This window comes from Paenibacillus sp. WC2504 (assembly GCF_052682475.1).
Map to the genome: position 1 here is coordinate 3,591,883 of NZ_JBQZFH010000001.1, position 12,142 is coordinate 3,604,024.

A 12,142-nucleotide genomic window follows, 5' to 3' on the forward strand; every position below is an offset into this window, starting at 1 on the left:
TGAACTGCACCCCATTTGTTAGACACCACTAACAATGGAGGTGCAGTTTTTTTGTCTAATTTCAGTTTAGATGAGAAATTGAAGGCCATTCAAAGGTATCAGAATGGTACTGAAGGAGTCAAAAGTATTGCAAAATCATTAGGGATAAATCATGAAGTTTTACGTATGTGGATTAGGCAATACGAATATCACGGGATAAGAGCTTTTGAAAAGAGCTATACAGCTTACACCGCGTCATTTAAACTAGACGTACTCAACTACATGAACGAGTATGGGACGTCTCCAAATGAGGCTGCTGTCATCTTCAAAATTTCCTCTCCAGGGATTATTAGAAAATGGCGCAATCAATTTAATGAAGATGGAAAGGACGCCCTGAAATCAAAGAAAAAGGGGCGTTCACTCATGACAAATAACAAAGAAAACATTGCAAAGAAACAAGAACCTACGGAGGGTTCAGTCGAAACTCTAAAAGCTGAAATAGAACGTTTGAAGATGGAAAACGCCTATTTAAAAAAGTTGAATGCCTTAGTTCAAAACAAGGAAAAATCACCAAACAAGACAAAGCACAAGTAGTCTATGAATTAAGGCATGAATTCCCGGTGGTTACATTGCTAGCGTTCGCTGCCATCCCCCGTAGTACATTCTATTACTGGGTAAAGCAGTTCGACAAACCCGATCTAGACGCAGACCTTAAACTCCTTATTCAATCCATTTACGAGGAACATCAGGGCCGTTATGGCTATCGTCGTATCCGTGATGAACTATTGAATCGGAGAGAACAAGTTAATCATAAAAAAGTGCAGCGTATCATGAAAGAATTAGGCTTGAAATCAGTAGTACGTATGAAGAAATATCGCTCTTATAAAGGAACAGTAGGTAAAATTGCACCTAACGTTCTCGGCCGTAATTTTAAAGCGGAAAGACCAAATGAGAAATGGGTTACCGACATTACAGAATTTAAATTGTTTGGAGAAAAGCTGTATGTATCACCTGTTTTGGACTTGTTTAACGGTGAAATTATCACGTACACAGTAGGGTCCCGCCCTACGTATTCCTTAGTCTCCGAGATGCTAAATAAGGCCTTTAAACGCTTATCTGAAGAGGATGAACTCCTCCTGCATTCGGATCAAGGCTGGCACTACCAGATGAAGCCTTATCAACATGCTTTGAAGGAGCAAGGAATTACCCAAAGCATGTCACGTAAAGGAAATTGTTACGATAACGCGGTAATGGAGAACTTCTTTGGCATTATGAAGTCAGAGTTTCTTTACCTAAATGAGTTTGAAAGTGTAGATCACTTTAAGCTAGAATTAGCACGATACATGGATTACTACAATCACAAACGTATCAAATCAAAACTAAAAGGCATGAGCCCGGTACAGTACCGAGCTCATGCCCAACAGGTTGCATAAAACATTTGTCTAACTTTAAGGGGTCACTTCAATTTTGACTACCTATTAATAGGTTAATTAATAATATTTTATTATGGCGTATCATTTCTTGAGAAATAAAGAAAAATAATGAAGGTAAATGAGTATGCCGTCAATCGTAAATTAAACGAAATCAATGATGAAATGAGGCAAATAAAATGAAAACTTTAGTCATCGTTACGCATCCGAACATGGAAGGATCCACTTGGAATAAAGCATGGGTGAAGGCCTTGCAAGATCAAACGGATTACACCATCCATGAGCTATACAAAACGTATCCAGACGAAAATATCGATGTTGCGAAAGAGCAGAAGTTAATGGAGTCGCATGACCGCATTATCTTTCAATACCCATTTTATTGGTACAGCACACCGCCATTATTAAAAAAGTGGTTTGACAACGTATTGTTATACGGTTGGGCTTATGGACCAGAGGGCAAACTGGCTGGAAAAGAAATCGGTGTTGCGATCTCGACGTATGGCACCAAAGAGTCGTATTCAAAAAGCGGGTCCAATCGATTTACTTTAGAAGAGATGCTGCGCCCGGTAGAAGCGCTTGCTCATTTTATTAGCGCCTCGTATCTGCCACACTTTGCTTTGAACGATACGTCTAATGTGACAGATGAACGTGTAGCAAAAAGCGCTCAAGATTATGTGCAGCATCTCAAAACGGTCAAACCAGGAGTGCTGGTTTAAGAAAGATGTCGTTACAAGGTTTTCGCCCGCTTGGGTGGAAGCCTTTTTATTTTGTTGAAATAGTAAGTATCAAGACTCACAATTGTGCTACAATTGTCTCGTAATTAAAATGAATCCTTATCAATAGAGAAAGGAGGGGTGTATATGCTTATCCGATTGAATAAAGTTCTCGAGAAAGCAATGCCTTTTGTTACGCCAACGGCTGTTATTGTTGGGCTAATTTGCAGTGTTTGGCTGCACAATCTGAGCTTTCTGGTGCCATGGATATTTGCGTTGATGACGTTCTTCGGTAGCATTGGCTCTAATTTTAAAGATTTACAGAAGGTGTTGATGCATCCGCTGCCGATTGTCGCTAACTTTATCATTTTGCATCTTGCCATGCCATTGCTTGGTTGGGCCGCCGGCTCGCTTTTTTTCCCAGGAGATGATTTGACTCAGACTGGTTTTGTTCTCCTATTCGTTATTCCTACCGGTGTAGTTAGCTTGGTATGGGTCACTATTTACGGAGGAAATATAGCGCTTACTTTGGCGCTGATCTTGCTAGACACACTTCTGTCTCCCTTTATTGTGCCACTTAGTCTTTCAATCATCGTTGGAGCGAAGGTACATATGGACCAATGGGAAATTATGAGAGGATTATTCTTAATGGTCGTGATTCCCTCATTGATCGGCACGATGCTTAATCAGTGGACAAAAGGGAGAATTAAAACCACATGGGGACCCAGGTTTGCGCCTTTTTCTAAAATAGGCCTTTTTGTGGTCGTCGCGATTAATTCCTCGGTCATAGCTCCTTATCTCAAGAACATGAATGGGCAGTTGATCAAAATCATTGTAATCGCTTTCGTGAGCGCTACCATCGGATATTTGGCAGGTTGGCTGGTATCACGGATGATGAAATGGGAACGCGAAGTTACGATAGCCTTAACGTTTAATTCCGGGATGCGAAATTTAAGTGCAGGTGCGGTGCTCGCCATCAGCTTTTTTCCGCCGCCAGTGGCGCTTCCAGTTGTCGCAGGCATGCTGTTTCAGCAGATTTTGGCGGCGATATTCGGGCAGCGTCTGGCTAAAAGTTACGGAGTAAACGGCCACACAGCAAAAGCAGCATAGTTGAGATGTGAGTACACTTGACGTATACATAAGGATATAGCGAAACTAAAAAAGCCTTCAGGACCACTCTCAAGTGGGCTGGAGGCTTTTTTACGCTTTTCTTATTGAATCATAGTAAAAGAAAAATGTTGATCAAGCGCAAAATTAATTGCGCCGAGTGCACCGCCGATTTCGGGTAAGACGGCCGTGTCCACGGCTATTCCGGCAGAGAGGGCTAACATGGACCGCTGTTTCATAACTTTTGTGGCGGTTTGGACATATGTGCTGCACATGCTGGGAATGGATCCCCCAAGAATGATCGCCTCCGGATTGAGCAAATTGACCACATTAGCCAACGCGATCCCGAGATACGTGGCGGCGCGGTTAACGATACGTAAGGCCAAAGCATCACCTTGATCCGCAGCCAAGCAAACGTCCTTTACTTGCAGAAGTTGAAGATCGTTTCCAGCTATCACACGGTTGAGCACACTATCTTCCTGTCCGGACCGAAGTTGTCTGCGCGCTTCCTGTTCAATGGCAGAAGCCGTTGAATAGAGGTGCAAACAACCGTTATTTCCGCAAGGGCATACCGGACCGTCCGGCTCAACCGTAATATGTCCGAGCTCACCTGCTCCGCCGAACGAACCTGAAACCAACTGTCGATCATTAAAAATTCCGGCAGCAATCCCGGAACCGACCCCAACATAGATCATATGCTTATAGCTGCTGCCCGAACCGAATCGGCATTCAGCAAGCCCACGGGCACGGTGCCTGTTGATGGCTACAGTGGGCCATCCAAGTTTTTTACTTACTATGTCCTCAATCTCCACGTTCGACCAACCCAAATCTGAAGCGCTTTTAATTATACCTCTTCTTGTGTCGACAAGACCTGGAACTCCCAGACCGAATAATTGGATGACACTGATATTCAATTCTTTAACAAATTTTGCCGTTTGATCCGTTAACTCTTGAATCGCAATCTCGGGCAGGGGAGAGCTGACAGGTATTTTCGTAAGATGGATGACATTCCCCAGTAAATCAAACACACCTAACGTCCATATTTGATTATCCAGATCGGCGCCCATAATGCCAGGTGATCCTGGGACTAGCTCCAGTGAGATAGCTGGACGGCCTCCCGTTGATGGGGCTTTTTCTGTTTCTTGGACAAGATTACAATCCATGAGTTCGGAAATCGTGGAAGAGATGGTCGCTCTGCTCAGTTCCGTAACTTTGGTCAATTTAATTCGAGGCATGGAACCGTGCATACGCAAAGCTTGAATGATGCTGGTTTTGGTACCCTTTTGATCGCTTTTATATGGACTTATCATGTGTTATCACCGTCGCTATATCATTATGTAATTAAAACGATTATACCTGAACCCATACGAATAGTGGTAATGAGCTTACTTTAATAAAAATAAGAACAAAGATCAATGTTTTTCTATTGATTATAATAACATTTAACAGGTAATTTAATAACTTAATTTAAATGTTGACATAAGTTACAGATATAACTTATGATATCCTCATACTATTGAAAGCGCTATTACAGAAAGGGCGGGATGAAATCAATGATCGTTTTAGGCGGTAATATGTATGATGATTCAACTATGGAGCATTTTTTGAAAGATGCGGCTGCTATTGGTTATGAGGGCGTCGAGATTCGAGGTGTTGGTGAATTAAAAGATGGTCATATCTCGCAAGAACGAGCGGAGCAGATTAAAAGTTTGCTCGTAGATTATCGGCTAACTCCAATCAATCTATCCCTTTTTGTTGGGAATTTTGCTTGTAATACGGAAGAGGAAAACCATGCGGAATTTCTGAAGTGGGAGCGCTATCTCGAATTTGCCTCAACCATTGGATGCGGCATGATGCGATTGAACCCAGGATTCCAGCATTCCGATGAGGTGTCCAAGGACGACTTTGCTAAGGCAATCAAGTGGTTCCAGCAATGCGCCGATGCGGCAAACATCCGAAATATACGGGCGGTTATTGAGATGCATCACGGAACGCTTTGCGATCATGCCGATTCCTCGATCGCTTTTGTAGAAGCAGTAGGGCGCAGTAATGTAGGGCTAATCATGGATCCGGTTAACCTGTATCAAGTGCCGACCGATTATGGGATAGCAACCATTGAACGTTTAAAACCGTATCTCCTCAACGTTCATATTAAGGATATAGTGAAGCTGCAAGGAAACCAGTATCCTTGGGCTTTCGAATATAGTGATTATGTACCGCATATCGGCAGGTATCATAGAGTCATACCGAAGCAGGGTAAACAAGAAGAGCAATATTTCTGTCATCGTCTTATTAATCAAGGTGGGATTGATTGGTACGAAGTGTTCCGAGGGCTGGAACAAATCGGATACAACGGTTACCTCACCGTTGAAAGTGTAAGCAAGCCTGGCTCCGATCTTCCCGTACATACCGAATTAGCTCAGCAATGTTATCACGATGTGCAGCACCTTCTTAGCGTCACAAAATCTAATGTTAATGTATAAAAAATGCGCGAGGGAAAGGGAGGAACGGCAGCTGTGGAACATTCGGAAAAACCTTATTCATTTTCACTGTTTGTGAAACATTGGAAAGATAAAATGGCTCCCGAGCTGGCCAGCTTTGTAAGCCGAGTTGGATTTGACGGCATCGAGCTTCCTATTCGAGACGGGTTTCAGGTAGAGCCTGAGACAGCTTGGAAAACACTGCCGCAATTTGCCAAGCAGTTAAACGAGCAAGGGGTCAACATTTATAGCGTTGCCGCATCAACGGATGAATCGATTTTCGCTGCATGTTCGGAAGCCGGTGTACCTCTGATCCGAATCATGGTCAACATCGATCAGGACGGGTATAAGGCAACGGAAGAGAGGACCAAGCGGAAACTGGAGGCGCTTGTCCCGCTTTGCGAAAAGTATGGCGTAAAGGTCGGCATCCAGCAGCATTACGGAAACTACATCATCGATTCGAACGGTATTATGCAGTTGATGCATCAAATAAACCCCGAGCATATCGGCGTCGTCTGGGATGCTGCGCACGATGCATTCGCGGGGCAACAGCCTGAATATGGATTGGATATCGTTTGGTCCCATCTGGCAATGGTGAATTTGAAAAATGGGTTCTTTCTGCGCAGTAACGGACCCGAGGCTGAAACAGCGGAGTGGAAACGTCATTTCACGACCGGACGGCACGGGATGGCGCACTGGCCGAGAATTGCCAGCTATGTGAAAGAACGAAACTATGCCGGTGTCATCTGTTTGACGGCAGAGTACACGGATTTGGCAAACAAAGACCGCTACATTACCGAAGATCTTGCTTATGCGAAGTCGCTTTTTAAGTAAATAGGAGGTGCAGGGCAAATGGCAGCTCAGAGTGAATGGCATCTGGGTAGTATCCCAGAAACTGTCCCGCAAAGCAGATGGAAGCATGTACTACATGGACTTAGACGAGACAAATTTCTGTATTTGTTAATTGCTCCAGGTGTGTTGTTTTTCCTGATCTTCAAATACGTCCCGATGTGGGGAGTCGTCATCGCTTTTCAAGATTACTCGCCATATATGGGGGTATCGGGAAGCCCATGGGTTGGTTTTGACCATTTTATCCGCTTCTTCTCCAACCAAGACTTCTACCTATTATTCCGAAATACGATGGCCATCAGTTTGTTAAGTTTGATATTCTTTTTCCCGCTGCCGATCTTGCTTGCTCTTATGCTGAATGAACTGCGCAATGAAGTCTACAAGAAATGGATTCAATCCATCGTTTATATGCCGCACTTTCTTTCGTGGGTCATTATCGCAGGGATTACTTTCTTGTTGTTATCGCAATCGTCGGGGATTATTAATAAGATGCTAGTCAGTTTAGGGGCTGCCAAATACGACTTTTTAACGAATGAAAACAGTTTCTGGATCCTGCTTACCGTGCAGAACGTCTGGAAAGAAGCGGGATGGGGAACGATCATTTTCCTTGCTGCTATCGCGGGAGTCGATCCTGGACTGTATGAAGCGGCGAAAATAGACGGAGCGGGCCGTATTCGGCAAGCTTGGCACGTAACGCTGCCCGCGATTCGAAGTGTCATTATCGTGTTGTTCATCCTCAAGCTCGGGCATATCATGGATGTTGGATTCGAGCAAGTATTTCTGATGATGAATGGCGCCGTTTCCAATGTGGCCGATGTTTTTGAAACCTATGCTTATCGTCTAGGTATTCAGCAGGGGCAATTCAGCTTCAGCACCGCCGTCGGCTTGTTCAAATCAGTGGTTGGATTGATTTTGGTTATTGGAGCCAATAAGTTGGCTAAACGATTTGGTGAGGAAGGCGTATACTGATCTCCGCAAATACGGGAAACGGGGTGAGAATGATGAATCGAACCTTAGGCGAGCGTCTATTTGATACGATGAATATAATCGTGCTCGGTGTCATAGCGATCATTACGATTTTTCCGCTTTATTATGTCTTTGTCGTTTCATTTACGGATCCAGCAGAGTACATCCAAAAGCAAGGTTATCTCTTATTTCCGCAGAAATGGACACTGGATTCCTACAAATATTTGTTGTCTACATCAGCTTTTCAAAATGCAACGATGATCAGTGGTTTTCTAGCAACTGTCGGAACAGCGCTCAGCCTTGTGATAACAGCTGCACTGGCCTATGGGTTATCCCGTAAGCGGTTGCAGGGCAGAAGACTGATCATGTTATTGATTCTGATCACACTTTTGTTCAGTCCGGGACTGATCCCACCTTACCTGCTGGTTCGCGACTTGGGATTGATTAACAGCGTCTGGTCCTTAATTCTACCGGTGCTGACAAGCGGGTGGTACGTTATTCTCATGAAAAGCTTTTTCGACAGCATCCCTGTTGAATTAGAAGAATCCGCCATTATTGACGGTTCCACGGATATCGGCGTTTTCTTCCGCATTGTCCTTCCTCTATCTCTTCCAGCTCTTGCCGCATTTGGATTATTCTACGCAGTGGCGTATTGGAACACATTTTTTAGTGCGGTACTGTACATCAATGATTACACTAAGTGGCCGCTTCAGCTGGTGCTCCGCAATATGTTAATCGACTCATCGACGCAAGCAGGAGGGGCTGCTGCAGCACAGATGATGGCCGAACAAAGCATCCCTACCGAAACTTTAAAAATGGCTGCTGTCGTCATTGCGACATTGCCAATCCTGTGTGTTTATCCGTTCCTGCAAAAGCATTTTGCCAAAGGCGTCATGCTGGGTTCGGTGAAAGGATAATCTTTTTAAAATGAAAGAGGAGGGTTCATATGAAAAAAAATGAGAGGTCAATGACGAGCAAAGCGCTGCCTGTATCTATAACCTTCATGATGGCTGCATCGGTTCTGTCAGCTTGCTCAGGCGGAGCACCGGCTTCAACAACTGGAACAGGTACAGGAACGGGAACTGCAGCTGACAGCGGTCCACCAACGGAAATTAGCATTTTTACGGAGTTTAGCACACCGGAACCACCGGCTGCCGATAATCCGGTGACCAAGGAATTCGAGAAGCGCACGAATACGAAGTTGACGATTACTTGGGCATCTCCCAATGCGTGGGAAGAGAAGCAGAACGTCATGTTAGCTTCAGGCGATATGCCGGATTTGATGAAAATCAAAGACATGAAGCAAACGCAGGCGATCACTATGATCAAGCAAGGTGCTTTTTGGGATTTGACGCCATATTTGAAGGATTATAAAAATTTATCGGCTTATCCGCAAGAGATTATGGACAGTGTCAAAGTAAACGGCAAGCAATATATCCTGCCGTCGGTACGACCGCTTCATGGAAGCAGCTTCTTTAACATCCGTCAAGATTGGTTGGATAACGTAGGGCTGAAGATGCCGCACACCATGGATGAGTTCTACACCGCTTTGAAAGCTTTCGTCGACAAAGATCCAGACAAGAACGGGAAAGCTGACACGTACGGATATAACGGAAAGAACTGGGAGAAAGTCATTGATATTTTCAATAAAAGTAATGGCAAGTGGAAGTTGCAAGACGGCAAACTGGTTGACACTGATCTAGAACAGGGGACAAGAGAAGGACTTATTTATCTTAACAAGATGTATAAGGATAAAATATTGCCTGAAGATTTCGTTGCTATGAAAACAACCGATTTTGAAAACATGGGGAAAGCCGGTAAAGTCGGTGTCCAAGTGGATACAACAGAAGGTGTTTTCCGTGCTACGGAAGGTGCGCAAAAGCTTGATCCGAAAGCGGATTTTGTGGCTATGACGTATTTGGAAAGTGCAGCAGGTAAAATGGTTCCTACCGGTTCTGGTTTCGCAGGGCTGTATGTGATTCCGAAAAAAGTCCCTGAGGCCAAAATGAAGAAAATCCTGGCTTTGATGGATTATGGCGCATCCGAGGAAGGTTTCGAATTGGCCTGTTACGGCTTGAAGGATATCCACTTCACCGTGGTGGACGGTTTTAAAACGGCGACAGAGCAAGCGGTGAAGGACAGTGTATCGCAAAGCTCGTTCGGTAAAATCTTCGAAAGATTTGATCCGTACTTATGGGCATATCGCGTGGGCATGCCGAAAGCGACCTTCGAGCGTAATAAGAAAATTATCGATGAACGAGGAAATTATGGCGTACCTGATGTATCCATTGGTTTGATGTCCGATATTGACTTGAAAATGGGACCAGACTACAAGAAGAAGATGGACGATATGAAGGTCAAAGTAATTATGGGGAAAGAACCGATCGAATCCTGGGATGCGATGGTAAAGACGTATAAAGCGGATGCCAACTACATGAAGATGACGGATGAATTTAATAAGTCCTATCAAGACAGGAAATCCGGTAAATAAAGAGAAAAAGGAGTCGAGCAAACATGCTGCATAAATTGCGATTAGCCGTTGTCGGATTGGGGCGCGTGTCGAAGTCCCATCTTCCGGCCATCCGGGAGCTATCCGATCAAATTAAACTTGTTGCCCTTGTTTCTCGCGATGAAGGTAAATTGCGGCAAGAAGCCGAAAAGTGGGAAGGGGTACATACCTACACTTCCTACGATGATGCGGTAAATGATCCGGATATTGACGCGTTTTTGCTGCTTCTGCCACATGATCTTCACGCGGAGTACTCAATTAAGGCGCTTCGTGCCGGCAAACATGTGCTGGTCGAGAAACCTATGGCGATGAATGTGCAGGAAGCGGAGGAGATGGCGGAGGCGGCGGATCGTGGTAACGTTACGTTAATGATTGGGCAAAGCCGCCGTTTCTACCAACCGGTCATGGAATCGATTCGGCAGGTGAGAAAGAAAGCCATTGGTGAATTGATTAACATCAATGCGATGCTATTGGCGCATATGGATAAGCCGGCGGCAGATTGGTGGAAGGATGAATCGAAAATTGGTGGATTTATCATTCCATTATGGGGAAGCCATATACTAGACTATATTCAGTGGGCATATGGTAGAGCTCCGAAGTCCGTTTATGCGCAGGGACATTCCAACAATCCGAATTGGTCGGGTGAAGATGAAGTGGCCATTTCCATGAATTTTGGCGATGGTCAAATGGCGAATGTGTGGATGTCGTTTAACGCCGGTTGCCGCCCAACCGATGAAGTTGGTCTTACCGGGAAGCGGATATGGTCGACGCAAAACAGCATTTATGAGCGCTATTTAATTGGATCGAACGGTTTGCTGCATCTGAAAGATGAGTATGAACTTAGCCTGAACGGCGAGAAGCTGGAAACCTGTGAGTCTACATTCCCTAATTTCAAATGGCAGCTTGAAGAATTTGCTAATGCGATTAGAGAAGGACGTGAACCGCTGGCATCAGGTCGGGAGATCATCCAGGTGATGAAGGTCATGGATGGTTGCTTTGAATCTATACGGACCGGGCAGGTTGTGCAGCTCTAAATCTTGGACTTGTCTAAGGAAAACGAAGGAGGACTTTCTGCAATGAAGTTAAAAACATGGGTGCTTTCACCACAATCTCGATTGGATGAAGTCTGTTCAGAGGCGTGCCGTGCACGAATAAATGAGTACTTCGAACCTGTGTGGAACGAGACAGGACGTGATTACACGCAGGAAGAGCTTTCAGAACGAATTGCTGAGGCTGAAGTCATTATTACCAGTTGGGGCTCGCCTAGCTTAACTGATGAAATGCTTGAGAAGGCCGTCAAGCTTCGTGCCGTCGGGCATGCAGCGGGAACTGTGAAGAACCTTGTTCCCAAACAAATTTTCGCGCAAGGGGTCAAAGTTTACTCGGCAGCCCCAAGGATTGCCTTGAGTGTGGGTGAATATTGCCTCGCAGCGCTGCTGACATCCCTTCGGCACTTGACTGAATTTCATACCACCATGCGGGATGGCAAATGGAAGATTGCTGGTTTGAAAGGCAGAGAGCTTACCGGAAGTACGGTGGGCATCATCTCAGCTAGCTCTACGGCTCGATCGTTTATCAAGCTGCTTGCGCCTTTTCAAGTCAATGTTCTCATTTACGATCCCTATTTGAGTGAAGATGCAGCGGCCCGGCTGAATGCTAAAAGGGCTACACTTGAGGAGGTTATGAGTTGTCCTATTATATCGGTTCACGCGCCCAAGCTTCCTGCTACGGAAAGAATGCTGACCCGAGAATTGCTCGCGCTAATTCCGGATGGTGCTGTCTTCATTAACTCTTCTAGAGGTCCTGTGGTAGATGAACAGGCATTCATGGAAGAGCTTCAAAGCGGACGGTTCTTTGCTGCTCTAGATGTGTTTGAAAAAGAGCCTCTTGCTGTTGATCATCCTATCCGCTCTCTTCCGAATGTTCTTCTTTCACCTCATATTGCCGGAGCCTCCGTACAAGGTCATCTCGCCTTAATGGAGGAAGTCGTCGAAGACATCATTAGAGGCTTGCAGGAAGAGAAGACCATGTATGAAGTGAACGAGAAAATGTGGGAAGTTATGGCTTAACAGGCTGAAGAATACTTTGGATAGATGGAAGGAGAATAAT

Annotated in this window: 11 protein-coding genes; 10 read left to right on the top strand and 1 reads right to left on the bottom strand. The window is 44.9% G+C overall.

The window, feature by feature from the left end; genetic code table 11:
• Positions 1 to 51: 51 nt before the first annotated feature.
• The 3 genes from ACUN27_RS16060 (at position 52) to ACUN27_RS16070 (ending at position 3,232) form a co-directional block, all read left to right on the top strand.
• Positions 52 to 1,412, top strand: a protein-coding gene (locus tag ACUN27_RS16060) for an IS3 family transposase (protein WP_445559190.1) whose coding sequence is annotated in 2 segments (ribosomal slippage) — positions 52 to 508 and positions 508 to 1,412 — 1,362 coding nt in all. Because the reading frame shifts where the segments join, the coding sequence is not laid out codon by codon here.
• A 176-nt stretch (positions 1,413 to 1,588) separates the two neighbouring features.
• A complete protein-coding gene (locus ACUN27_RS16065) occupies positions 1,589 to 2,125 on the top strand; it encodes an NAD(P)H-dependent oxidoreductase (protein ID WP_315950942.1) in 537 nt (178 codons plus the stop codon).
• 144 nt (positions 2,126 to 2,269) lie between these two features.
• Positions 2,270 to 3,232, top strand: coding sequence for a bile acid:sodium symporter family protein (locus ACUN27_RS16070; protein WP_315950940.1), 963 nt, complete (start codon positions 2,270 to 2,272; stop codon positions 3,230 to 3,232).
• Between the two features lie 101 nt (positions 3,233 to 3,333).
• On the opposite strand, the gene ACUN27_RS16075 is transcribed toward ACUN27_RS16070, so the two are convergent.
• On the bottom strand, positions 3,334 to 4,539 hold the full coding sequence (locus ACUN27_RS16075; protein ID WP_315950939.1) for an ROK family protein: 1,206 nt from the start codon (positions 4,537 to 4,539) through the stop codon (positions 3,334 to 3,336).
• Between the two features lie 234 nt (positions 4,540 to 4,773).
• Here ACUN27_RS16075 and ACUN27_RS16080 point away from each other — a divergent pair, with 234 nt between their 5' ends.
• From ACUN27_RS16080 to ACUN27_RS16110, 7 genes are read left to right on the top strand one after another with little or no spacing between them, the layout of a single operon-like run.
• Complete coding sequence (locus ACUN27_RS16080) at positions 4,774 to 5,712, top strand: sugar phosphate isomerase/epimerase family protein (RefSeq protein WP_445559191.1); 939 nt, start codon at positions 4,774 to 4,776, stop codon at positions 5,710 to 5,712.
• 33 nt (positions 5,713 to 5,745) lie between these two features.
• Positions 5,746 to 6,543, top strand: coding sequence for a sugar phosphate isomerase/epimerase family protein (locus tag ACUN27_RS16085; protein ID WP_326060056.1), 798 nt, complete (start codon positions 5,746 to 5,748; stop codon positions 6,541 to 6,543).
• 18 nt (positions 6,544 to 6,561) lie between these two features.
• The gene (locus ACUN27_RS16090) at positions 6,562 to 7,527 is read left to right on the top strand and encodes an ABC transporter permease (protein ID WP_315950934.1); all 966 of its coding nucleotides are present in this window, start codon (positions 6,562 to 6,564) and stop codon (positions 7,525 to 7,527) included.
• A 32-nt stretch (positions 7,528 to 7,559) separates the two neighbouring features.
• Positions 7,560 to 8,441 carry a carbohydrate ABC transporter permease gene (locus ACUN27_RS16095; protein WP_315950933.1) on the top strand — a complete coding sequence of 294 codons (882 nt, stop codon included), beginning with the start codon at positions 7,560 to 7,562 and terminating at the stop codon, positions 8,439 to 8,441.
• 29 nt (positions 8,442 to 8,470) lie between these two features.
• A complete protein-coding gene (locus ACUN27_RS16100) occupies positions 8,471 to 10,015 on the top strand; it encodes an extracellular solute-binding protein (protein WP_315950932.1) in 1,545 nt (514 codons plus the stop codon).
• 23 nt (positions 10,016 to 10,038) lie between these two features.
• Entirely contained in the window at positions 10,039 to 11,067 is a 1,029-nt protein-coding gene (locus ACUN27_RS16105) for a Gfo/Idh/MocA family protein (protein ID WP_445559192.1), read from the top strand.
• A 42-nt stretch (positions 11,068 to 11,109) separates the two neighbouring features.
• Positions 11,110 to 12,102 (top strand): hydroxyacid dehydrogenase, encoded by a 993-nt coding sequence (locus tag ACUN27_RS16110; protein WP_445559193.1) that lies wholly within the window; start codon positions 11,110 to 11,112, stop codon positions 12,100 to 12,102.
• The last annotated feature ends 40 nt before the right edge of the window (positions 12,103 to 12,142 follow it).